This window comes from Streptomyces sp. B1866, assembly GCF_031932565.1.
In the GTDB taxonomy this organism is placed as follows: Bacteria; Actinomycetota; Actinomycetes; order Streptomycetales; family Streptomycetaceae; genus Streptomyces.
Window position 1 is genome coordinate 1 of the sequence record NZ_JAVSCF010000088.1, and the last position, 22,757, is coordinate 22,757.

The 22,757-nt window shown below is 75.7% G+C and carries 19 protein-coding genes and 1 pseudogene; 12 read left to right on the top strand and 8 right to left on the bottom strand.

Annotated features, from left to right (window positions below; all coding sequences use genetic code 11):
- Positions 1-79: 79 nt before the first annotated feature.
- Positions 80-2,332 carry a prolyl oligopeptidase family serine peptidase gene (locus tag RKE29_RS14190; protein WP_312005582.1) on the bottom strand — a complete coding sequence of 751 codons (2,253 nt, stop codon included), beginning with the start codon at positions 2,330-2,332 and terminating at the stop codon, positions 80-82.
- 225 nt (positions 2,333-2,557) lie between these two features.
- On the opposite strand from RKE29_RS14190, the gene RKE29_RS14195 reads away from it, so the two are divergent.
- The 4 genes from RKE29_RS14195 to RKE29_RS14210 all read left to right on the top strand — a co-directional run bounded on the left by RKE29_RS14195 (position 2,558) and on the right by RKE29_RS14210 (position 7,359).
- Positions 2,558-2,752, top strand: a complete 195-nt coding sequence (locus RKE29_RS14195) for a hypothetical protein (RefSeq protein WP_312005587.1) — start codon at positions 2,558-2,560, stop codon at positions 2,750-2,752.
- Between the two features lie 264 nt (positions 2,753-3,016).
- Positions 3,017-3,904: an N-acetyl-1-D-myo-inositol-2-amino-2-deoxy-alpha-D-glucopyranoside deacetylase gene (mshB, locus tag RKE29_RS14200; protein ID WP_312005589.1), complete on the top strand. Its 888-nt coding sequence runs from the start codon at positions 3,017-3,019 to the stop codon at positions 3,902-3,904.
- On the top strand, positions 3,901-4,446 hold the full coding sequence (locus RKE29_RS14205) for a DUF6113 family protein (protein WP_312005590.1): 546 nt from the start codon (positions 3,901-3,903) through the stop codon (positions 4,444-4,446). Before mshB ends, RKE29_RS14205 begins: the two co-directional genes overlap by 4 nt.
- 276 nt (positions 4,447-4,722) lie before the next feature.
- A complete protein-coding gene (locus RKE29_RS14210) occupies positions 4,723-7,359 on the top strand; it encodes a hypothetical protein (protein ID WP_312005591.1) in 2,637 nt (878 codons plus the stop codon).
- A gap of 211 nt (positions 7,360-7,570) precedes the next feature.
- On the opposite strand, the pseudogene RKE29_RS14215 reads toward RKE29_RS14210, so the two are convergent.
- Positions 7,571-8,226, bottom strand: a pseudogene (locus RKE29_RS14215) (5-amino-6-(5-phosphoribosylamino)uracil reductase); the annotation flags it as partial.
- A gap of 93 nt (positions 8,227-8,319) precedes the next feature.
- A complete protein-coding gene (locus RKE29_RS14220) occupies positions 8,320-9,771 on the bottom strand; it encodes a helix-turn-helix transcriptional regulator (protein ID WP_312005592.1) in 1,452 nt (483 codons plus the stop codon).
- Between the two features lie 351 nt (positions 9,772-10,122).
- Here RKE29_RS14220 and RKE29_RS14225 point away from each other — a divergent pair, with 351 nt between their 5' ends.
- The 3 genes from RKE29_RS14225 (at position 10,123) to RKE29_RS14235 (ending at position 12,196) form a co-directional block, all read left to right on the top strand.
- The gene (locus RKE29_RS14225) at positions 10,123-11,301 is read left to right on the top strand and encodes a methyltransferase domain-containing protein (RefSeq protein ID WP_312005593.1); all 1,179 of its coding nucleotides are present in this window, start codon (positions 10,123-10,125) and stop codon (positions 11,299-11,301) included.
- A 206-nt stretch (positions 11,302-11,507) separates the two neighbouring features.
- Positions 11,508-11,897, top strand: a complete 390-nt coding sequence (locus tag RKE29_RS14230) for a hypothetical protein (RefSeq protein ID WP_312005594.1) — start codon at positions 11,508-11,510, stop codon at positions 11,895-11,897.
- A 206-nt stretch (positions 11,898-12,103) separates the two neighbouring features.
- Positions 12,104-12,196, top strand: coding sequence for a hypothetical protein (locus tag RKE29_RS14235; RefSeq protein WP_312005595.1), 93 nt, complete (start codon positions 12,104-12,106; stop codon positions 12,194-12,196).
- Positions 12,197-12,572: 376 nt separating this feature from the next.
- On the opposite strand, the gene RKE29_RS14240 is transcribed toward RKE29_RS14235, so the two are convergent.
- Entirely contained in the window at positions 12,573-13,403 is an 831-nt protein-coding gene (locus RKE29_RS14240; protein ID WP_312005597.1) for a transglutaminase-like domain-containing protein, read from the bottom strand.
- Entirely contained in the window at positions 13,400-14,503 is a 1,104-nt protein-coding gene (locus tag RKE29_RS14245) for a GNAT family N-acetyltransferase (protein WP_312005599.1), read from the bottom strand. Before RKE29_RS14245 ends, RKE29_RS14240 begins: the two co-directional genes overlap by 4 nt.
- 115 nt (positions 14,504-14,618) lie before the next feature.
- On the opposite strand from RKE29_RS14245, the gene fdxA reads away from it, so the two are divergent.
- On the top strand, positions 14,619-14,945 hold the full coding sequence (fdxA, locus tag RKE29_RS14250; protein ID WP_312005601.1) for a ferredoxin: 327 nt from the start codon (positions 14,619-14,621) through the stop codon (positions 14,943-14,945).
- A gap of 175 nt (positions 14,946-15,120) precedes the next feature.
- Positions 15,121-16,218, top strand: a complete 1,098-nt coding sequence (dapC, locus tag RKE29_RS14255; protein WP_312005607.1) for a succinyldiaminopimelate transaminase — start codon at positions 15,121-15,123, stop codon at positions 16,216-16,218.
- Positions 16,219-16,522: 304 nt separating this feature from the next.
- On the opposite strand, the gene RKE29_RS14260 is transcribed toward dapC, so the two are convergent.
- Together RKE29_RS14260 and RKE29_RS14265 are read right to left on the bottom strand one after the other, a co-directional pair.
- A complete protein-coding gene (locus RKE29_RS14260; protein ID WP_312005602.1) occupies positions 16,523-16,888 on the bottom strand; it encodes an ATP-binding protein in 366 nt (121 codons plus the stop codon).
- 318 nt (positions 16,889-17,206) lie between these two features.
- Entirely contained in the window at positions 17,207-18,100 is an 894-nt protein-coding gene (locus tag RKE29_RS14265; RefSeq protein WP_312005603.1) for a hypothetical protein, read from the bottom strand.
- 843 nt (positions 18,101-18,943) lie between these two features.
- Here RKE29_RS14265 and dapE point away from each other — a divergent pair.
- Both dapE and RKE29_RS14275 read left to right on the top strand, forming a co-directional pair.
- Positions 18,944-20,023 carry a succinyl-diaminopimelate desuccinylase gene (gene dapE / locus RKE29_RS14270; protein ID WP_312005604.1) on the top strand — a complete coding sequence of 360 codons (1,080 nt, stop codon included), beginning with the start codon at positions 18,944-18,946 and terminating at the stop codon, positions 20,021-20,023.
- 107 nt (positions 20,024-20,130) lie between these two features.
- Positions 20,131-20,964, top strand: a complete 834-nt coding sequence (locus RKE29_RS14275; protein WP_312005605.1) for a TIGR00730 family Rossman fold protein — start codon at positions 20,131-20,133, stop codon at positions 20,962-20,964.
- 401 nt (positions 20,965-21,365) lie between these two features.
- Here RKE29_RS14275 and folP read toward each other — a convergent pair whose 3' ends face one another.
- A complete protein-coding gene (gene folP, locus RKE29_RS14280) occupies positions 21,366-22,226 on the bottom strand; it encodes a dihydropteroate synthase (protein WP_312005606.1) in 861 nt (286 codons plus the stop codon).
- A gap of 137 nt (positions 22,227-22,363) precedes the next feature.
- On the opposite strand from folP, the gene RKE29_RS14285 reads away from it, so the two are divergent.
- The coding region (locus RKE29_RS14285) for a DivIVA domain-containing protein (RefSeq protein ID WP_312005609.1) at positions 22,364-22,757 on the top strand (394 nt) is incomplete at its 3' end.

A 22,757-nucleotide genomic window follows, 5' to 3' on the forward strand; every position in this document is an offset into this window, starting at 1 on the left:
CCCGTGCCGACGGGCCGCGGGCGCGCAGGGCGCCCGCGCGGGCCGCACCTCGCGCGGGGGCCCGGCCGCCCGCGCGCGGTCAGCGCACGCCCAGCGACCGCTTCAGGAAGTCCACCTGGAGCAGGAGCAGGTTCTCCGCGACCTGCTCCTGCGGCGTCATGTGGGTCACGCCCGACAGCGGCAGCACCTCGTGCGGCCGGCCTGCGGCCAGCAGCGCCGAGGACAGCCGCAGGCTGTGGGCGACCACCACGTTGTCGTCCGCCAGCCCGTGGACGACCATCATCGGCCGCGCCAGGTCCGCCGCGCCCGACAGGCCCTCGTCGGTCACCAGGGAGTTGGCGGCGTACACCTCGGGCCGCTCGCCGGGGTCGCCGAGGTAGCGCTCGGTGTAGTGCGTGTCGTACAGCCGCCAGTCGGTGACCGGCGCGCCCACCACACCCGCGTGGAACACGTCCGGGCGGCGCAGCACCGCCAGCGCCGCCAGGAACCCGCCGTACGACCAGCCGCGGATGCCCACCCGGCCCAGGTCCAGCGGGAAGCGCTCGGCCAGCGCGTGCAGCGCGGCCACCTGGTCCGCCAGCGACACCTCCGCCAGGCGGTGCGCCACGGCCTTCTCCCAGCCCGGCGACCTGCCCGGCGTGCCCCGGCCGTCCGCCACCACCACGGCGAAACCCTGGTCGGCGAACCACTGCGAGGTCAGGTGCGCGTTGTGCGCGGCCACCACGCGCGGGCCGTGCGGGCCGCCGTAAGGATCCATGAGCACCGGCAGCGGCCCGTCGCCCTCCCGGTAGCCGGCGGGCAGCAGCACGGCGCTCGGGACGGCCCGCTCGCCGGCGAAGACCAGCCGGGGCCGGGCGGTGATGACCGGCTCCTCGGCGTACGAGTCGACGCGGCCGACCAGGACCGGCTCCCGGCCCTTGCCTTCCGGGCCCTCCACCTCGTCGGCGTCGCCGAGTCGCAGCACCTCCACGGCCGCGCCCGGCCGGTCCGGCACGCTGGACGCCAGCACCAGCACGTCCCCGCCGCGCGCCGCGGACCGCACGGCCGGGCCCGGCACTCCGGCGGTCACCGGCTCCGGTCCGCCGTCGCCGCCCGGGGCCGCTGCGCCGTCGTACCGGACGCGGTACACGCCGATCTCGCCCGGCCGGTCGGGCAGCCCCGCCGCCGCGCCCGGCGACGCCGAGAACAGCACGTCCTCCGCGCCGACGTCGAGCACCGCGCGCACGTGCAGCGCCCCGGTGGTCAGCCGCCGGTCCCCGGCCACCAGCACGCGCGCGCCGCCGTCGGCCCCGTCCGCCCCGGCGGGGATGTCCACCACGCGGACCAGTTCTCCCGAGGGCGTCCAGGCGGGCGCCCCGGAGAACAGCTCCAGCCAGGCCGCGTCGGTCTCCGTGTGCACCACGGTGGTGCTCCCGGTCGCGGTGTCCACCGTCAGGTACCGCTGTTCGCGCTGGTCCCGGGACTGTACGAGCAGCAGCGGCGGCCCGTACGCCGACCAGTGGACGCGCGCCAGATACGGGTGGCCCTCGCGGTCCCACGCCACCTCCGTACGGGCGCCGTCCAGCCCGAGCAGCACCAGCCGCACGTCGGCGTTGGGCGTGCCCGCGGCCGGATAGGCCACCTCGGCCGGCTCCCGGTCCGGGTGCGCCGGATCGGCGATCCACCAGCGCCGCACCGGCGCGTCGTCCGCGCGGGCGACCAGCAGCGCGGTGCTGTCCGGCGACCACCAAAAGCCCCGGTAGCGGTCCATCTCCTCCGCCGCGATGAACTCCGCCAGACCGTACGTCACGCCCGGCCCCTCCGGCCCGGCCAGCGCCCGGTCCCCGGACCCGTCCGCACCGGTGACGCGCAGCGCGCCACCCGCCGCGTACGCCACGTGCCGCCCGTCCGGCGAGGGGCGCGGGTCCACCACCGGGCCGGCGGCGGGCAGTTCGCGCGCGGTGCCCGCGCGCAGCTCGGCGGTGAACAGCCGCCCGGAGAGGGTGAAGGCCGCCAACTCCCCGGCCTCGTCCAGCGCGTAGCCGACCACGCCGGCCGACCCCTCGCGGGCCCGCTCGCGGCGCGCCCGCTCCTCGGGCGGCAACTCCTCGTCCGAGCCGCCCAGCAGCGCGTCGGGGTCCGCGGCCACGTACGCGCGCCGTTCGGCGGTGTCGTACACCCACAGGAGGTTCGCCCGGCTGGTGCCCGTACGGGAGCGCAGGAACACGACGCGCGCGCCGTCCGGGGACACGCTGAAGGAGCGCGGCGCGCCGAGGCTGAACCGCTGGGTACGCGCGTGCTGCCGGGGGAAGGAGAGCTGTCCGTTCTCCGGGCGGGTCTCAGGGCGAGTCATGGGCCGAGCCTACGGCCCGGCGGGCCCGGCGGCGGCGAGCCGGTCGGGCGCGGGGAGTGACGACTTCGTCGCAGGTGCGAACTGGCATGCGCCCCTGTCATGCTCCCGTGCACCGAGACGTGCGCACGGACTCAAAGTTATGATCGCTTGCGCATAGTCGGCATGGCCCCTGTGGCATCAATATGGTTGTCCCGTCCGAGCGCGTGTACCTGGAGGTGAGCCGTCGTGGCGCTCTCGATCTCGCTGGTCGTGCTGCTGCTGATCATCGTCGTCCTGCTTGTCCAGAAGTCGGGGCTGAAAGCAGGGCACGCCATCCTGTGCGTGCTGCTCGGCTTCTATCTCGCCAGCTCCTCGATCGCCCCGACCATCGACGATCTGACGACGAACGTCACGGACATGATCGGCGACGTGAAGCTGTAGCCACCTGGCGACTTGGTGAAAAGCGCAACGGACGGGACGGCTGACGCCGCGACAGCCTGACGCCGTGGCAGCGCGACGCCACGCGCGCCCCGCGGCCGGGGCGGCGTGGCCCCAACGGCCCGCTGACGGGCCATCCGCCCGCTGACGGGCTCATTCCGCGTCTACCCGGCGCCGCCCGCGGCATGCCCCGGCGCGGCCGCGGCCCGCCCCGCTGCCCGGCACCGCCGCCGCGCGGGCCGGCGGGGGGCTCGTAGGCTGTGCACCATGACCGACCTTCCCGCTCGGCGTCTGCTGCTGGTGCACGCGCACCCGGACGACGAGTCGATCAACAACGGCGCGACCATGGCCCGCTACGCCGCCGAGGGCGCCCATGTCACGCTGGTGACCTGCACGCTCGGCGAGGAGGGCGAGGTCATCCCGGCCGACCTGGCGCACCTGGCCGCCGACCACGAGGACGCGCTCGGCCCGCACCGGATCGGCGAACTCGCCGCCGCCATGCGGGAGCTGGGCGTGCGCGACCACCGCTTCCTGGGCGGCCCCGGCCGCTACCGCGACTCCGGCATGATCGGCACCCCGGCCAACGACCGCCCGGACTGCTTCTGGCGGGCCGGCGTGGACGAGGCCGCCGCGTACCTGGTGGCGGTGGTCCGCGAGGTCAGGCCGCAGGTGCTGGTCACCTACGACCCGAACGGCGGCTACGGCCACCCCGACCACATCCAGGCCCACCGCGTCGCCATGCGCGCGGCCGACCTGGCCGCCGACCCGGACTTCCGCCCGGACCTCGGCGCCCCGCACGGCGTCGCCAAGGTCTACTGGAACTGCGTGGCGCGCTCCACCGTCCAGGAGGGCATGGCACGACTGCGCGCGGCAGGCAGGAACCTGCCGTTTCCCGACACCTTTGAGCCAGGGGACGTGCCGGGCGTGGTCGACGACGCCCGGGTGACGGCTGTGATCGACGGCACGGCGTATGCGGATGCAAAGGCCGCGGCGATGCGTGCCCATGCCACGCAGATCGCCGTGGACGGCCCGTTCTTCGCCCTCTCCAACAAGCTGCCGATACCGCTGGTGAGTACGGAGCACTACCTGATCGCCCGGGGCGAGGCCGCGGGCACGCCCGAGGACGACCTGTTCGCCGGGGTGGTGGAGCCGTGAGCGGCGCGGACTCCGCGAGAACGCCCGGAGCCGGAAGAGGCGCGGGGAAGTCCTCCGGACGGGCCACGCCGCCGGCCGGGTCCGGGCGGCCGGAGCGGGCCGGGGGCGGCGGCGCGGCGGCGCGCTCCGGTTCTGGCGGAGCGGGGAGTCCTGGGGGACCAGGGCGTTCCGGGACGGCCGCGCGGGCCGGCCGGCTGGCCGCGTACGCGCTGCTGGCCGTCCTGGGCGCGCTCGCCGCCGTGGCGGGCGCGCTGGTCCAGGAGGGCTGGTTCCCCGGCGGGCTGCTGCTCGCGCTGCTCGCCCTCGCCGGGCTGGCCTACGGCGGCGTACGGGCCACCGGCACCCGGATGGGCGGCGGGGCGCCGGCCCTCGCCTGGATCGTGGCCGTGCTGCTGCTCACCACCACCCGCCCGGAGGGGGACTACCTGCTCGGCGCGCGGGCCGGGTCGTATCTGTTCCTGGTGGGCGGCATGTTCTGCGGTGTGATGTGCGCTACGTTCCCGCGCCTGCCGCAGCCGCCCGACGCCGGGCGCGCGCGGTGACCGGCGGCAGCGGGCTGCCGGGCCCGCGCGGTGTCGCTCGGCCGGCCGCGCGCGGGGTGCCGACGCGCGCCCGCACGGCGGTACGCGCGCCCGGAGACGATGACACGGCGGCCGCGCCGTGGTATGTCCGGATGCCGGGCCGAGCCGTGCGGAAGCGAGTGGTCCGCTGTTGCGACGGTCGCCGTGTGAGGGTGTGCGGAGCCCAGTATGGTGGTGCCGCCGCCGAGCCGCCCGCGTGCGCCAGACGGGCGGCGGAGCTGACTGGGAGAGCCTGCATTGAGCCGTGAATCTGACAGTTCATCCCCCGGGGCCCGGGCCGGGCAGGGCGGCCCCTCGTACCCGTCGGGCACGCCGCCGTACGGATCCGCGCACGGTACGGGCGGGGAGGCGCGGGAGGCGGCCAAGCCGGACGAGCCGAAGACCGAGACCACCCTGACCACCCGCATCCGCATCAACATCCCCGGCTCGCGGCCCATCCCCCCGGTGGTCATGCGCACACCGGTCACCGACGACGCGGCGGCGGCCACTCAGGGCGCGGCCGACGCGGGCGACGGCGCGGACGGCACGCCTTCGGCCGGTACGCCGGCGGACGGCGCGGCGCCCGCGGGCGCGCCCGCGGACGGCCAGGGCATAGACACCAGGGACGCGGAGGGGAAGAAGGGCGAGTCGCGCGCGAGCGACTGGTTCTCGCCCCGCAAGCCCAAGGCGGACCCGTCGACCGGCAGCGCCGACTTCTCCGGCGCCACGCCGCTCCCGGGCACCCCGGCCGACCCGGCCACCCCGGCGGGGGGCACGCCCTCCGTGGGGACCCCGGCGGTGGGGACGCTGTTCGGCACGCCCGGCATGGGCGGCCCGACGACCGGCACGCCCGCCTACGGCACGCCGGCGTTCGGCACGCCGGCCTACGGCACCCCGTCGGCGGGCACCCCGGCCTACGGCACCCCGTCGGCAGGCACCCCGGCGTTCGGCACCCCGTCGGCAGGCACCCCGGCGTTCGGCGGCGCTCCCGCGTTCGACCAGCCCCCGGCCGGTACGCCCGCGTACGACACGCCGGTCGCGGGCACGCCCGCCGTCGGCCTGCCCGGCGCCGGCACCGCGCCGTACGGCACTCCGCCCGCCGGCGGCCCCGGGTACGGAGCCGGACAGCCGGACGGGCAGCCCGCGGGCTCGCCAGGCGGCCTGCTGGGCGGGCTGCCGGGCGGCTTCGACCCGGCGGCGGGCGGCCCCCCCACCCCGGCGCACGGCTTCGACCCGAGCGCCCCGGCGCACGGCGCCGGCGCGGACCTGGCGGCGCAGGCCTTCCACGCCGACGCCCCGCCCAGCGGGTTCCGCACGGACACCCCGCCCGACGGCTTCCCCGTCGGCGACCTCGCCGGGCTCGGCGGCCCGGCGGGCGCGGGCACCGCGCCCGACCGCCTGGACCCGTTCGAGGCGGGTCCGCCGAGCCCGCCGAGCGGCTCCCCGCTGTCGGGCTCGCTCGGCGCCACGACGGCCGCCCTCCCGGTCGTATCGCCGACGGATCCGGCGACCGGCCAGCACCCGACCGGCCAGCACCCGACCGGCCAGCACCCGACCGGCCAGCACCCGACCGGCCAGCACCCGACCGGCCAGTACCCGGTGCCGGGCGCCGGCGAGGCGCCCACGGCCGGGCCGCCGGACGGCATGGACCTCTTCCACGAGCCCGGCACGCCCGATTCCGGCACCGGGCAGCGGCCCGCGGGGCAGGCGTCCAGCGACACGCTCGTCAGCGGCATCCCGGTGGTGCGCCCGGCCGACGACCGGCCCGCCTCGCTGTACCCGCCGTCCGGCGCGCGGCCCGGCGGCCAGGACGGTCCCGCGGGCGCCGCCGCGACGGCGCCCTCCGGCGCCGCAGCCGGGGCGGCCGCGGCCGCCGAGCCCGCGGCGCCCGCCGAGCCCGCGGCGCCCAGGGCCGCGCAGCCCGGCAAGCCCGCGAAGCCCGCCAAGAAGGGCCGGTCCAAGCTCGTCGCGGCCGGAGCCGCCCTGGTGGCCGTGGTCGGCATCGCCTACGCGGCGGGCCTGGTGATGAACCACGCCGACGTGCCCAACGGCACCACCGTCCTGGGCGTCGACATCGGCGGCGACTCCAAGCAGGCGGCCGTCGACAAGCTCGACGGCGCGCTCGGCGGCCGCACGCACGCGCCGCTGAAGGTGTCCATCGACGGCCAGCAGCGGCAGCTCAAGCCGTCCGTCGCGGGCCTGGCGCTGGACACCGAGGCCACCGTCCGCGACATCGCCGGCCGCGACTACAACCCGGTCACCGTCATCGGCTCGCTGTTCGGCAGCACGCACGAGGCCGACCCGGCGCTGCTGGTCGACGAGGAGAAGCTGCGCGACGCGCTGGAGCGGCTGGCGGGCAACACCGGCTCGGCGCGCGAGGGCTCGATCGCGTTCGAGCCGGGCCGGGCGCTGCCGGTCTACGGCAGGTCCGGCAAGGCGCTGGACGTCGACCAGGCGGTCCGGGCCGTCTCCGAGGCGTTCCGCGAACGGGCCGCCACGGGCGAGGACAGGGTCGTCGCGCTGCCCATCACCGTCCGTGAGCCGACCGTGGGCAAGGCCGAGGTCGACCGGGCCATGAAGTCCTTCGCCGAGCCCGCGATGTCCGGCATCGTGACCGTCACGGCGTCCACCGGGCAGGTCATCAAGTTCGGCCCCGAGCGGTCGCTGCCGAAGATCCTGTCCATGCGGGCGGTCGACGGCAAGCTGGTCCCGCACTACGACCTGGCCAAGCTGAAGGAACTGTACGGGCACATCTTCGACGGCGTCCTCATCGAGCGCGGAGACGGCACGAAGAAGCCCGTCACGCCGAACGACGTGGCCGTCGCGCTGGGCAAGGGCCTGCTGGGCACGACGCCCGCCGAGCGGACCGTGCGCCTGGGCGAGGCCACGGGCTGACCCGAGCCGGGACCCTCACGGCCGCCGTGAGGGTCCCGGCGAACGTCCGGCATGCGGGTACGGGCGGTCGGCGGCTGTACGCGCGGGACCGCCCCAGCGGCCGACGGGCGGCCCGACAGAGGTGAGGGGAGCGACTGCCCGCTCAGGCAACTCCCGGAGGGCGAAACGTGGTGGCTGGGACAGCGACCTGGTGCAGCCTGACGACGGGGTGCTAAAGGTCCAGGTGACTGTTGGCGGCGCGAGCGGCGGCGGCGAGGTCGGGGATCTCGATGACGTCGACCCCGGCCTGGGTGAGCAGTTCGACGCCCTGGCAGTCGGCGACGAAGAGGTCGGGCTCGCGCCAGGCGGTGACGACGCGGGGGATGCGGGCGTCCAGGATGAGTCGGGTGCAGGTGCGGAGGCGGGACCGGCGCTGGGAGCAGGGTTCGAGGGAGCTGTAGAGGGTCGCCGCGGAGAGCCGGGGGTCGTCGGGTGCGAGTTTGGCGAGGGCGGCTTCCTCGGCGTGGACGTGCGGGTCGCCCCCTTCGCGGCTGTGGCCGCGGCTGAGCTCGGTGCCGTCGGCGGCGACGATGACGGCACCCACGTTGTAGGCGGTGGACGCGGGCGGGCACAGGGCGGCCTGGGCGATGGCCAGGCTCAGCCAGTGCCGGTCGGTGTCGGGTCCGGGGGCGGCGGGGGTCACGGGGTGGCCTCGCCGGTGGGCTCCTTGGGCGCGTAGCGCAGGAGGACGACATCGCCGATGGTGCGAGCTTCGATCAGCGCCATGCGGCGGGTGGGTCCGCCGGGGTAGTCGCCGGGGTTGAGGAAGCGGGGTGCGTCGGCGTGGCCGACGATCAGCGGTGCGACGGCGAGGTGGACCTCGTCGGCGGGTTGCTGGGTGAGGAACAGCAGCCGGTCGGGCGATGTGTCGTAGGTGGTCATGTGAGCGTGCACGCTCCTCATCGGGGGTACGGGCGGCGCTCAGCTTTCGTGAGCGATGAGGCTGTCCAGTGCGTCCCGGAATTCCAACACGTCGGGGACCGCACGCCACTGGCGCATCTGTGCGTCAAGCACCGACAGCTCCCTGAAGATGCGCGCGGAGCCGGTCTGCGCCGCGATGGGTAGAGCTTGCAAAGCCCTTCTGGCGGCGAGTTCAGGGTGGCCGGCTCGCGCGTGGGCCACAGCTGCCTGGGAGAGAAAGAACCCCCGATCTCGCCGATAGGTCGGTGAGATCTCCTCAATCGCCTTGTCGAAGCCGCTCTCCGCGGCTTGGTGGTCACCAATGAGTGACAGAGCGTGTGCACGCTGGGCCTGGACGTGAGGAGTGTCCAGCCACCAGCCACGGCGATGAGGGGAATCGACCGCCAGATCGTCCATCATCCCGACGACTCTGTCGTAGGTGCGGCGACAGGCTGCCGCGTCGCCGCTCAGTGCGTGTCCGTGGGCGCTGGAAAGTGAACTCATGGCGCTCAGGCGGCCGCGCGGCAGCGCCATGTTCTGAGCTGCTTCGGCAAGGTCTACCGCATCGGCCGGGTCCCGTCTGTCGCCCGCGAGCTGCGCTTTGCGGATCATGATGTAGACGATCGTCTCCTGGCCGCCGCTCGCATGGGACCAGTCCAGGGCGCGGTCGGTCCAGTACTGTGCCGCTCGCTGATCACCCGCGTCCTGGTGAAGCCAGCCGCAGAATTCCGCGTACTCGGCTTGGACCTGGAGCAGCGCCTTGCGGTCGGCCCCCGAGGCGTCACGACGCAAACGCTGGATGAGCGCAATGTGATCACGCACCGTGTCGATCAGGAGGACCGAGCCAAGCAGGTTGTCGCAGTTGACCAAGGCTCGGCGGAATTGCCGAAGGTGTTCGACGGGGTGGCGTTCTGACACAAACGCGGCCTGCCCGCCAATCGGCCGGAACAGCGGCTCGGACACCGGTGGTGTCGCCGTGAACAACGCTGCTCCGGTGGCCCCTCCGTGCAGGAGCGCGCGGCGCGGCATCGTCACGAAGATGATCCTTCCGTCTGCGGTGCGGCAGGGCACGCGAATCACCCCGCCCACATCGGCCCCGGGCCCGGTGTCCGGCAGCGACGAGCCGGAGGGGACCGGAACACCGACAGTCTCGGGCCGTGGGCCACGGTTCCGGGGCGCGGCGGCGGCGTTGTCCGCATCGGCGGCACGGCTGTCCGCTTCCGCACGCACCCGTACCAGGGCGCGGGCCAGGACGCCGCCGGTCTCCAACTCGGTGTCCAGGGCTTCCGCGAGGTGCGGGTCGCACGCGCGCACCGCCTTCTCGATCTTCGCGATGAGATCGCCGCTGACGTGCACCAACGCCCCGAGCTGGTCCTGCGTCAGCCCCCGCTGCGTACGCCAGTGGCGCAGCTCCGCGCCGAACCAGTCCCGGGCCGACCGGCCCGGTTGAAGGGGCTTGGGGGGCTGCGGCATCGGTCTCCCTTCGGACCGTCGATGTGGACAGCCGTCGGGGGTCCGCATCCCGGACTACCCGACCGCTGTCGGTGTGGAGCTGAATGGTGGCACGACGTTGCGTAGCCGTATCCAGTACACACCGCAACGAGCGGCGGGCGCCGGGGTTTCCCCGAACCGTCCGTGCACCACAGGCCAGACACAGGAAGGGAGTCGAGGAATGACGGCCGTACAGATCGCAACCGCCGCCGACGGCGGGCAGCACGGTGGAGGCGGAGGGGGCGGGGGCGACGGTCACCCGGGCACCCCGTGGACGCCTCAGGAGCCGAGCCCCGACGGCTCCACCCCGCCAGGCGACGGGACCCACCGCAAGTGACCCGGAACATCGCGCAGACGGACCGCCCCGGCCGGAAGGAGCTGGGGTGCGTCCTGCTCGACAAGGGTGTCCTGTCGCCGGAGTGGGCACCGACCTTCGCCGCCGTGGACCGGGCCGCCTTCCTGCCCGACCTGATGTGGCCGTTCGACATGGACCGGCGCACCAGCGTCGCGGTGAACCGTGCCGACGACCCGGACGCCTGGTACGCGGCGGTCGACAGCGACGTTCCCGTCGTCACGCAGTGGGACGACGGCGCCCACACCGGTGCCGACCCGGGGCGCGCGCCCACCAGCTCCTCCTCCGCGCCGTCCGTCGTCTACTCGCTGCTGGCGGACCTGGCGGCGGAAGCGGGCATGCGCGTGCTCGACGTGGGCACCGGCACGGGCGAGACGGCCGGGGCACTGGCACACCGCTGCGGGGGCCGGAACGTCACCACGGTGGAAGTAGACCGCGCTGTGTCGGCGCGGGCCCGCGAACGGCTGTACGCGGCCGGTCTGTACCCGGACGTGGTCGTAGGCGACGGGTTCAGGGGCCACGTGGACAACGCGCCGTATGACCGCGTCCTGGCCACGGTCGGACTCCGCGAGATCCCCGGGGCATGGGTCGAACAGGTCCGCCAGGGCGGCGTCATCGTCGCCCCGTGGGGCACGCACTACAGCAACGCGGACGCCGTCGCCCGGCTGGTGGTCAAGGACGGAATCGCCTCCGGCGCCTTCACCCGGCCCGTGGAGTTCATGAAACTCCGCTCTCAACGGAGCCCCCGGATCGTCGTCGGCGAGTACGTCGCTCCCGGGGCGGTGGACAGCGCGGACACGTCCACGACCACGGTCACCGAGGCCGAGTTCGTCACCGGGAGGTACACCGCCCTGCCGTTCGCCCTGGGCCTGCGCGTACGCGACTGCGTCCAGGCCGTGGCCGACCGGCGCGACGGGGCCCGGCCGGTGTGGTTCTACGGACTGGGCGACCGGTCCTGGGCCTGCGTGCTGTTCCGCGACGGGCGGGACGAGGCCCGGGTCTGGCAGTCCGGACCGCGTCGGCTGTGGGACGAGATCGAGACCGCCTACCGGTGGTGGACGGACCACGGCAGGCCGGACCACACCCGGTTCGGCCTCACCGTCTCCGCCGAAGGGCACCGGGCCTGGCTGGACGACCCGGCCGACCCCTGGGCCCTGTGAAGGCCGCCAGGGCCGCCAGGGTCGCGAAGGCCGGTCGGTGATCCCCGCTATCGGCCGATACGTCGTCGGCGTGCTCGTGTTCGCCGTATCGGCGGCAGTGGGATTCCTGCTCTCCGCCGCCTTCACCGGCAACCTGTAAACCCCCTGCCCGCTCCGGGTGATCCCCTTCTCATCCGGCGGACGGGGTGCATCGAAAGGAACCGTTCGTGGGTGGACCGATCGAAGTCCGCAAAACGAAACGCAAGGGCAAGACGACAAACGCCCGGGTAAAGGACTCGGCGGACGCGTTGCGGCAGCGGGACCTCAGGGCCGAGTTGATCGGGCGCTTCCGCGCGAAGCTCGGGGCCGGGTCCGCCGTGGTCTCCACTCCGCCCGTCGCGGAGGACGACCAGGGCCCCGTGCTCCCGCCGCCCGGCGGCTGGACCGTGACGGTCGGCGAGGACCTGGAGACCGTGCACCAGGTCCGGAACGGGCGTCCGGCGTGCGGCGCGTCCGGGGAGACGACCGAATGGCACCGGCCCGTGAACTGCCCCCGGTGCCTCAGGACCTCGTGCCTCAAGAGCTCAAGGAGGGATCGTGTCCAAAGCCGACTGTGACCACGACTGGGAGATCANNNCGGACCCCGTCGTCCCGCCGCCCGGCGGCTGGACCGTGACGGTCGGCGAGGACCTGGAGACCGTGCACCAGGTCCGGAACGGGCGTCCGGCGTGCGGCGCGTCCGGGGAGACGACCGAATGGCACCGGCCCGTGAACTGCCCCCGGTGCCTCAGGACCTCGTGCCTCAAGAGCTCAAGGAGGGATCGTGTCCAAAGCCGACTGTGACCACGACTGGGAGATCAGCCCCAGCGGCAACTGGATCAGGTGCAGGAAATGCGGGGCGCGCATCGGCGACTGACAGCCCCGTTCCGGCCCCCGCGCCGGAACGGCAAGCCGTCCCTCGGCAGGGCGCGCGAGCCGAGTGAGCGCCACTCGCGCCCCGCCCCGCCTGCCCGTCGTCGCGCGGCCGGAGCCGCGCACCGGGCGCCGCCGCCCCCGTAGGCGGTGAGGGACACGGGCCGACGTGTGTGAGAGGTACGCCCGGCACACGTCGGCNGCCGACGCGGTTGGTCGGCACGCGTCGGCCCCCGCCCCGTCCGTCTGCCCTCCCCCGTGGCAGACGGGCGGGGCTCTCCCATGTCCCGACCAGTCGGTGAGCCAAGCCGTCGGCAGAAGTACGAGCCCGGGCCGGGCCCGAAGCGTGAGGAGGGGAGGCGGCCGCCGCGAGGCGGGCCTCAGTTCAGCAGGGCCCGCGCCGCCCGCGCCTGCCGCCGCATCGTCTCGGCCGCCTCCGGCTCCACCCCCGCCACCGCGTCCGCGTACGTCTCCAGCTCCCGCGCCCCGGTCAGGAAGTCGCCCCGCTCCACCAGCAGGTGCGCGTGCTCGTACCGCAGCCGGGCCGGGTGGCTGGGCAGCAGCAGGGACAGCTCCACGGCCCACAGCCGCACGTCGGTGCGCTCGGGACGGGCGGCGGCCCAGGCGCGGATGTTGTTCAGCACGCGCAGCACGATCTCCAGCGGCTCGGCCGGGGCCAGCGCCGACGGCGGCAGCGGGGCGCCGGTCGCGCCCGCCGCGAGCAGGGCCGCGTCCTCGCCGGACAGCGGCCGGCCGCCGTTGAAGGGGTCGGCCAGCACGTGCTCGCCGTACGGGTCGCCGAAGCCGACGACGAAGTGGCCGGGCAGCGCGACCCCGTACACCGGGCCGCCGGCCCGTCGCGCCACCTCGATCCAGACGGCGGACAGCAGGATGGGCAGGCCGCGGCGGCGCCGCAGCACCTCGTGCAGCAGCGAGGACTCCAGCCGCTGGTAGTCGCCCGGCGTGCCGTGGAAGCCGTAGCGGCCGCCCAGCAGGTCGGCCACGGCGGCGGCCCACGCGCCGGGCCGCCCGGGCGCGTACGGCAGCTCGCCGGCCAGCCGGTCCAGCTCGATCTGGGCCTCGTCGATCCCGGTGTCGCCGAAGTCCGGGTCGGCCTCCGCGCCCAGCAGCAGGCACAGCAGCGCCAGGTCGGGGCGGTCCTCGCGGGCCGCCGCGGCGAAGCGGCGGCGGTGGGCGGTGGAGTCGTTCATCGGCGCCAGTGGTGGTAGGTGTGGTGGACGGTGAATCCCATCCCGTCGTAGAGGGCGCGGGCGGCCTGGTTGTCCGTCTCGACCTGGAGGTACGCGGCCGAGGCGCCCTCGGTCAGGGCCTGGCGGGCGAGCGCGGCCGTCACGGCGGTGGCCAGGCCCCGGCGGCGGCTGTCCGGGGCGACCTCGATCGCCGCGAAGCCCGCCCAGCGGCCGTCCACCACCAGCCGGCCGATCGCCGCGGCGCCGGCCGCGTGGGCCGCCTCCGCGCCGGCCTCCGGCGTGGTCGTCCGGGCCGCGGCCGCCGAGGTGCCGGCCGCGCTCGCGTCCGTGGTGCTGTCTGTGTCGGCTATCTCTGCCCGTATCGTCGCGAACCACACCGAAGGACCGCCCTCCAGTACCGCGCGCGCCCGTGGGCCGAGCCCGCCGACGCGCCCGTACCGGGCCAGCCACGCCGCGTCGGCGTGCCGGGCCAGCGTCACGCGCGGGGTGTCGGCGTCCCGGTCGGCCAGGGGCGCGAGGGCGGCGGTGCGCACCTCGGCGGAGACCTCCCGGGCCCAGCCGAGCGCCGTGAGCCGCGCCGCGAGCGGGTCGTCGCCCGGCGTGCCGCCCCGCGGGGCGGGGCCGGGCGCCTGGACGTAGGCGGGCAGCCCGCGCTCGGCGTACCAGCGGGCGACCCGCTCCAGCGCGTCGTCCAGCGGCAGGCCGGGGTCGCCGACGGCCAGCGCCGAGTTGGCGCGGCGGGTGAAGCCGGACGCCGCGCGCAGCTCCCACCCGCCGAGCCGGGCCCGCTCCACGGCCGGCCAGCCGCGGGAGGCCACCCGCTCCAGCTCCGCCACGCCCGCCGCCGGGCCCCGGCGGCGGGCCGGCGCCGCGGGCACCACCTTGCCCGCCACCAGCGACGATTCCGCGATACGGACCTCCTGCCCGGTCCGCCGGGTGACCCGCAGCACCCCGCCAGTCCACGATGTGAGAACACCGACCACGTCGGTGAACCTCTCCGGCCCGCCGCCGCCCTCGATCGCCAGCCGGACGGAGACCCGTTTTCCCACGTCAGCAGCTGTGATGCGGACCTCAAACCGGCCACCGGCGGTGAAATGCACAGCTCAGATCGCCCCTCATGTTCGTCTGGTGCCCCGGAACGGTGATACTAGGTGCGGGCATCGACGACGCCGCGCTCCCGCGCGATAGCCAGCCCCTACGAGGAGGAACGACAGCGTGACCTACGTCATCGCGCAGCCTTGTGTCGACCTGAAAGACAAGGCGTGCATCGAGGAGTGCCCCGTCGACTGCATCTACGAGGGCAACCGGGCGTTGTACATCCACCCGGACGAGTGCGTCGACTGCGGCGCCTGTGAGCCGGTGTGTCCGGTCGAGGCCATCTTCTACGAGGACGACGTCCCGGAGGAGTGGAAGGACTACTACAAGGCGAACGTCGAGTTCTTCGACGAACTCGGCTCCCCGGGCGGCGCCAGCAAGCTGGGCCTGATTGAGCGGGACCACCCGTTCGTCGCCGCGCTGCCGCCGCAGGAGCACGACGAGTGAACCCTTGCGGGTAGCGCCGTCTCGCACGCGGCGCTGCCCGGCGCGTAGCGTCCTGTACGCGGCGCCACTCCGCGCGTAGCGCCACTCTCGGTCCCGTACGGTCCGGGCCGTCCGCCCCGGCCCTGCGGGACCGGGCGTGTCGCCACGCGCCCGTTCCATGAAAGCGAGCCCCACCGTGCCCTCCGTCTCCACCCGCCTGCCCGTCTTCCCCTGGGACCGCCTGGAACCGCACAAGGCGACCGCGTCGGCCCATCCGGACGGCATCGTGGACCTGTCGGTGGGCACGCCCGTCGACCCCGTGCCCGGACTGATCCGCGCGGCCCTGTCCGGCGCCGCCGACAGCCCCGGCTACCCGACGGTGTGGGGCACCCCGCGGCTGCGTGACGCGATCACCGGCTGGCTGGGGCGGCGGCTCGGCGCGGTGGGCGCCGGGCACACCGAGGTGCTGCCGGTCGTCGGCTCCAAGGAGCTGGTGGCCTCGCTGCCCGCGCAGCTGGGCCTCGGCCCGGGGGACAGGGTGGCCGTGCCCCGGCTCGCCTACCCGACGTACGAGGTCGGCGCGCTGCTGGCCGGCGCCGAGCCGGTGCCGTACGAGGACGTGGCCGAGCTGGACCCGCGGGGCCTGCGGCTGCTGTGGCTGAACTCCCCGTCCAACCCCACCGGACGGGTGCTGGAGAAGGACCAGCTGCGCGCGGCCGTGGCCTGGGCGCGCGAGCACGGCGTGCTGCTCGTCAGCGACGAGTGCTACCTGGAGCTGGGCTGGGAGGCCGAACCGGTCTCGGTGCTGCACCCCGAGGTGTGCGGCGGCGGCTTCGAGGGCCTGCTCGCGGTGCACTCGCTGTCCAAGCGCTCCAACCTGGCCGGCTACCGGGCCGCCTTCGTCGCCGGGGACGCGGCCTTGCTGGGTGAGCTGCTTGCGATTCGCAAGCACGGCGGCATGATGGTGCCCGCACCGGTGCAGGCCGCCACGGTCGCGGCGCTGGACGACGACGCGCACGTCGCCGAGCAGCGCGAACGGTACGCGCGCCGGCGCGCGGCGCTGCGCGGCGCGCTGGAGGGCGCCGGCTTCCGCATCGAGCACAGCGAGGCGTCGCTGTACCTGTGGGCCACCCGGGACGAGCCGTGCTGGCAGACGGTGGCGGCCCTCGCCGAGCGGGGCGTCCTCGTCGCGCCGGGCGACTTCTACGGGGCGGCGGGGGAGCGGCACGTGCGGATCGCGTTCACGGCGACCGACGAGCGGGTGGCGGCGGCGGTGCGGCGGCTGGGCGGCTGAGCGCCCTTTCGGCCCGCCGCCCGCTTGTTTGATTTTCTTCCGGTTATCCCGCGTGTCCGTACGGGCCCGGGTTTCCGCACCGATACGCGCGTACGGATTTCCGGTGTACGGGTTTTCGGCGTACGGGCGTACGGGCGTACGGGCACGCGGGTGCGCGGGTGCGCGGATGTGCGGGGCGTACGGCGGGCCGCGGCGGTCCCGCGCGGGACACGCGTCGGGGCCCGGGGAGAGCGGCGACTCCCCGGGCCCCTGTTTCGTGGCGTACGGCCCGCTGGCGCGGCGTACGCGTGGTGCGGCCGGTGGGTCAGATGCCCAGCGAGGGCAGCTTGACCGGCGACTCGTCCAGCTTCAGCTTGCCCAGGCCGCCGGTGGTGCCTTCGGCGACCGCGCCCACGACGCCGCCCCCGTCGGGGCCGGTCCCGAGGACCTTGGAGCCGATCTCGCGGACGCCGCCGCCGAGCTGCGTCCCGGCCCCGCCCAGCCCCTTGCGCAGGGTCTGGGCGCCGAGCTTGGTCGGGGACGGGCCGAAGAGGCCGGTCACCTTCGGCCCGTCCGAGGCGGGGGCGGGGGCCGCGGCGGTCGCGGCGCCGGCGGCGCCGACCAGGGGTGCGGCGGTCGCGGCGACCAGCAGGGCGGCCTTGGCGATCCGGCGCGTGAGAGGGACAGGCATGGTGCTCCTTTGACGGCAGGGTGTGTGGACGTGAGGCTGTCCGGCAGGCGGACGCTGTGAATACCGCGCGACGGCCGGGAAGGTTGCGGCAGGCCAAGGTAAAGAATTGGCAATGCATCGCATTATCCTTTCCGCTACCGAAAGACCGTCAACGGAATGCGGCGGGAATACCGCCAACGGGGGATTGCTTTCGGCGAGTTGCGTGAAGGACCCCTTCGCCGGGGCGCCGGGGGAAGGCCGCGGCGGGGCCGTGGCGGCGCTGTGGCCAGGGCGTTCCGGCCACCGGGCGGCAGGTCCGGGCCCAGGGCCGGGACCGGGCTAGTGGGCCGTCTCGATCGTCACGGCCCCGCCGCCGCTCCCGGCCGCCGCGGCCACGCCGGGTGCGGCGCTCCGGGCCGCCCGCCAGCCCTTGTCCGCGTCCTGCCCGCGCCACACGCGCCCGCCGTACGCGACGCGGGCGATGCGCAGCTCCCGCGCGTGGGCCACCGCCCAGTGGGCCAGCTCCCAGCCGCGCGCCGGGGCGGCCACGGGCAGGACCACCTGATCGGCGGGCGCCCGTGCGGGTGCGGCCGCCGGCACCGCCGGGCCGAACTCGTGGCGCAGCCGCGCGCGCACCCGCGCCGGGTCGCCCCGCACGCCGTCGTCCACCGGCCCGGGACAGGTCAGCGCGGCCGGGTCGCGGCCCACCAGCGCGCCGGTCAGCACCGCGGCCTCGGCCTCGTGCTTGGCGTACGCCTGCGGGTAGCCGCTGCGCTGCACGCGCTGCGCGGCCACGGTCAGCGGCAGCCGCGAGTAGCCGGGCACCTTCACCAGGTCGGCGTAGAACCGCCCGGCCGCGTGCACCGGGTCGCGCACCTGCCGCGCCGTGCCCCAGCCCTGCGAGGGCCGCTGCTGGAAGAGGCCGAGCGAGTCCCGGTCGCCGCGCCGCAGGTTGCGCAGTCCGGACTCCTGGAGGGCGGTGGCCAGGGCGATGGTGACGGCGCGTTCGGGCAGGGCGCGGGAGGAGGCCACGGCCTCGATGGTGGCGGCGTTCACGGCCTGCTCGGGGTCGAGCGACACCTTCTCGCCGTCCGCCCGCACGGTGCACCGGGGCGGTCCGCCGCCGCCCGTCAGCAGATGAGCCGTCACGTACCCGATCAGAGCCAGCAGTACGGCGCAGGCGACCGCGGCGCGCACGAGGCGGGCGCGGCTGGCGAGGAGGGACGGACGCACGCGCCCCACGTTACTGGGGGCGCCGGGGCGGCGACGGGCGGAGGGCGGAAGCCCGGTGAGGGTGGCCGGATAGGGGTGGGTGCCGGGTGCGGCGCCCGCGCGGGCCCGTGTCGGCGGCGCCGGTCCGGCCCGGTGCCATCCGGAAGGCTTCCGGACCACCGGGAGGGGGCTGCCGCCGGATCGCGGGCGCCGGGGCGGTCGGCCCGGTGTGCGCGGCCCCGGCGGCCGGGGCAATCCCGGCGGGGTCGGTCGGAGCCGGGCAGTGCGGGGAGGTCGCGGCTGGTCCGGGTCCCGTTTGCCTGCGGCGGGGCGGTCCGTCCGGCGGTTTCCGGAAGGCTTTCGGACGCTCGGGAGGGGGCTGCCGCCGGATCGCCGGAGCCGGAGCGGTCGGCCCGGTGTGCGCGGCCCGGCGGCCGGGTCCGCGCCGCGCGGATCGGGCGGAGGCGGGCAGGGCCGGAAGGCCCCGGCTGGTCCCGGGCCCGCGCGGCCAGGGCGGGTCGTGCCCTTGACCCGGCCNCGGCCGGGTCCGCGCCGCGCGGATCGGGCGGAGGCGGGCAGGGCCGGAAGGCCCCGGCTGGTCCCGGGCCCGCGCGGCCAGGGCGGGTCGTGCCCTTGACCCGGCCTCCGGGCCGGCCCCCGGGCGGACGACGGGGCCAGCGGAGCCGCGCCGGTGCCGGGCCGGGGCAGGCGCCCCGGGCGGGCCCGGCCGGGAGCCTGGCCGCAGGCCGGGGCAACGGTGCCGCCCGGCACGGCAGCGGCCCCCCGCCGCCCGCCCGGCCCGGCTCGGCCGCTCGGCTCGCCCGGCCCACTCGGGCGAGCCGACGGCTGGGTAGGGTCACCGCCATGGCGACGAACCCCGCACCCGACCCGCTCGACCTCAGCCTCGACGCCGCCCGGCTCACCGCCCGGCTCGTCGACTTCCCCTCCGTCAGCGGCGCCGAGCAGGCCCTGGCCGACGCCGTCGAGCAGGCCCTGCGCGCCCTGCCGCACCTGGCCGTCGACCGGGACGGGGACGCGGTCGTGGCCCGTACGAACCTGGGGCGGGCCGAGCGGGTGGTGCTGGCCGGGCACCTGGACACGGTGCCCATCGCCGACAACGTGCCCTCCCGGCTGGACGCCGACGGCGTGCTGTGGGGCTGCGGCACCTCGGACATGAAGTCCGGCGTCGCGGTGCAGCTGCGCGTCGCCGCCACGGTGCCCGCCCCGAACCGCGACCTCACCTTCGTCTTCTACGACAACGAGGAGGTCGAGGCCGAGCGCAACGGGCTGCGCCGGCTCGCCGAGCGGCACCCCGACTGGCTGGCCGCCGACTTCGCCGTCCTGCTGGAGCCCACCGACGGCCGGGTCGAGGGCGGCTGCCAGGGCACCATGCGGGTGCGCGTGGAGACCACGGGCCGACGCGCGCACTCCGCGCGGAGCTGGCTCGGCGAGAACGCCATCCACAAGGCCGCCCCCGTCCTGGCCCGGCTCGGCGCGTACGAGCCGCGCCAGGTGCGCATCGACGGGCTGCTCTACCGGGAGGGCCTGAACGCGGTGCGCATCGAGGGCGGCCACGCGGGCAACGTCATCCCGGACGCCTGCGCCGTGACCGTGAACTTCCGGTTCGCCCCCGACCGGTCGGAGGAGGCCGCCCTGGACCACGTGCGGGAGGTGTTCGACGGCTTCCATGTCGTCCGCACCGACAGCGCCCCCGGCGCGCTGCCCGGCCTGTCCCACCCGGCCGCCGCGGCCTTCGTGGCGGCGGTCGGCGCCGAGCTGGCCGCCAAGGACGGGTGGACGGACGTGGCCCGGTTCTCGGCGCTGGGCGTGCCCGCGGTGAACTACGGGCCCGGCGACCCGAAGCTGGCGCACACGCGCGAGGAGCACGTCGCGGTCGCCGCCGTGCGCACCGCGGAGGAGCGGCTGCGCGCCTGGCTCACCTGAGCGCGCCCTCCTGCCCGCGGCCACGAGGCCGTCCGGGTGGCGGAAGGGTGCGTACGCTGGCGGCACGCGGCAGGAATCGCGGCGGAAGCAGCGGAAGGAGTGCCCAGATGAGCAGGCCCGAGGAGACACGTTCGTCGCCGCAGGAGGCGGCGGCGGACGCGGCGCTGGCCGACGAGGCGGCCGCGGAGCGGGCGGCGGCCGCCACGCCCGCCCGGGACTGGCCCGAGCAGCACACCGGCCCGGTGGTGCGCCGTCGGCACCAGGTGCAGCACAGCACCACCGACCAGCGGCTGCTGGACAGCCGGGGCCCCTCGGACTGGGTGCACGGCGACCCGTGGCGGGTGCTGCGCATCCAGTCGGAGTTCGTGGAGGGCTTCGGCGCGCTCGCCGAGCTGGGCCGGGCGGTCAGCGTCTTCGGCTCGGCCCGCACCCGCGAGGGGTCGCCGGAGTACGCGGCGGGCGTGCGCATCGGCCGGGCCCTGGCCGAGGCGGGCTTCGCGGTGATCACGGGCGGCGGGCCCGGCGCGATGGAGGCCGCCAACCGGGGCGCGGGCGAGGCGGGCGGCGTGTCCGTGGGCCTGGGCATCGAGCTGCCGTACGAGCAGGGCCTGAACCCCTACGTCGACATCGGCGTGAACTTCCGCTACTTCTTCGTCCGCAAGACGATGTTCGTCAAGTACGCGCAGGGGTTCGTGGTGCTGCCCGGCGGGCTCGGCACCCTGGACGAGCTGTTCGAGGCGCTGACGCTCGTGCAGACCAAGAAGGTGACCCGTTTCCCGATCGTCCTGTTCGGCACGGAGTACTGGCGCGGCCTGGTGGACTGGCTGCGTGGCACGCTGATCGCGCAGGGCAAGGCGTCCGCGATGGACCTTGAGCTGTTCCGCCTCACGGACGACGTGGACGAGGCGGTCGAGCTGATGACGAAGGAGATCGGCGCCTGACCCGCCCGTAGCCTGACCCGCCCGTAGCCTGAACCGCCCGTATGGAGGCCGACCCGCCACACCGCGGGGCCGACCCGGCCGCACACCGGGCTGACCGGTCACACACGCGGGGCGGCGCGCACGCGCCCGACTGCCCCGCACGCGGCGGGCCCGGCGGGCCGCCGGGCTCGGGGACCGGCCCCGGGACTCACGGCCGGGTGCCGCGACCGCGCCCGGGTGACCACGGCCGGGTGACCACGGGGCCGGATGACCACGGGGCCGGGTGACCACGGCCGGGTGTGTCCACGGCGGGGTGTGGCCACGGTCGGGTGACCACGACCGGGTGCCGCGATCGTGCCGCGCGCGCCGGGCCCGTACGGACGCGGGCCGCGCGAAGGCGCCGCCCGCCGTCACAGCGCGTGTCAGGCCAGCCCGCGGCGGGCGACCGCGGGCGGGCGGTGGCCGGCGATGGCGGAGACCATGTCCAGCACCTGCCGGGTCTCGGCCACCTCGTGCACCCGGTAGACGCGCGCGCCCAGCCACGCCGAGACCGCCGTCGCGGCCAGGGTGCCCAGCAGCCGCTCCTTGACCGGCTTGTCCAGCGTCTCGCCGACGAAGTCCTTGTGGGACAGCGACACCAGCACCGGCCAGCCGGTCCGCGTCATCTCCTCCAGCCGCCGCGTCGCCTCCAGCGAGTGGCGGGTGTTCTTCCCGAAGTCGTGGCCCGGGTCGATCAGCACGCTCTCCCGCGGCACTCCGAGGCCCACGGCCCGCTCGGCGAGCCCCAGGGTGACCCGCAGGATGTCCGCCATCACGTCCTCGTACGCCACGCGGTGCGGGCGCGTGCGCGGCGTGGCGCCGCCCGCGTGGGTACACACCAGGCCCACGCCGTGCCGGGCCGCGACCTCCGCCAGCCGCGGGTCCGCCCCGCCCCACGCGTCGTTCAGCAGGTCCGCGCCCGCCTCGCAGACCGCCTCGGCGACCTCGTGCCGCCAGGTGTCGACGCTGATGACCACGTCCGGGTGCCGCCTGCGCACCTCGGCCACGAATCCGACCGTCCGCCGCGCCTCCTCCCGCGCGCTCACCTCCTCCCCGGGACCGGCCTTCACCCCGCCGATATCGATGATGGCAGCGCCCTCTGACACCGCCTGCTCGACGCGGGCCAGCGCGGGCTCGTCGCGGAAGGTGGCGCCCCGGTCGTAGAAGGAGTCCGGCGTCCGGTTCACGATCGCCATGATCACGCGTTCGTCCGCACCGAACTCACGTCGTCCCAGCCGCAGCATCGCGTCAGTGTCCTCTCGTTTGTCCGCCAGTGACGATAACGGCCGGGGACACACTGTCACCGGGGCATGGCACGATCGGGTCAGACGGATGAAGGATGACGGATGATGGCGGCACCGACCCCGGGGAGACGATCGTCGTGTTCTTGTTCCTGCTGATCGCCTTGGTCGTGGTAGTGGGCGGGGTGACCCTCGCCGTCCTCGGCGACGGCGAGGGGCCGCTGGCCGACGCGCCGCCCGACCGGCTGGAGGACCCGCTGCCCGCCGACCGGCCGCTCGGCCGGGCCGACGTGCTGGCCCTGCGGCTGCCGATGACGGTCCGGGGGTACCAGATGGCCAGCGTGGACGACGTGCTGGGCAGGCTCGGCGCCGAGCTGGCCGAGCGCGACGCGCGTATCGCGGAGCTGGAGGCGGCCCTGGCCGGCGCCCAGGCCGTCGCGCGCGGCGGCCCTGACCTGCTGAAGCACCCCGAGGGCCCGCGGCACGGCGGCGAGCCGGGCGGGCCCGGCGCGGGCGGCGGCGAGGCGCCGCACG

Excerpts from the sequence above, each read along its gene's own strand:
- mshB (WP_312005589.1), top strand. The coding sequence starts at position 3,017 with ATGACCGACCTTCCCGCTCGGCGTCTGCTGCTGGTGCACGCGCACCCG.
- RKE29_RS14275 (WP_312005605.1), top strand. The coding sequence starts at position 20,131 with ATGAGCAGGCCCGAGGAGACACGTTCGTCGCCGCAGGAGGCGGCGGCG.
- RKE29_RS14190 (WP_312005582.1), bottom strand. The coding sequence starts at position 2,332 with ATGACTCGCCCTGAGACCCGCCCGGAGAACGGACAGCTCTCCTTCCCC.
- folP (WP_312005606.1), bottom strand. The coding sequence starts at position 22,226 with ATGCTGCGGCTGGGACGACGTGAGTTCGGTGCGGACGAACGCGTGATC.
- dapE (WP_312005604.1), top strand. The coding sequence starts at position 18,944 with ATGGCGACGAACCCCGCACCCGACCCGCTCGACCTCAGCCTCGACGCC.
- RKE29_RS14260 (WP_312005602.1), bottom strand. The coding sequence starts at position 16,888 with ATGCCTGTCCCTCTCACGCGCCGGATCGCCAAGGCCGCCCTGCTGGTC.
- RKE29_RS14220 (WP_312005592.1), bottom strand. The coding sequence starts at position 9,771 with ATGCCGCAGCCCCCCAAGCCCCTTCAACCGGGCCGGTCGGCCCGGGAC.
- RKE29_RS14240 (WP_312005597.1), bottom strand. The coding sequence starts at position 13,403 with ATGAACGACTCCACCGCCCACCGCCGCCGCTTCGCCGCGGCGGCCCGC.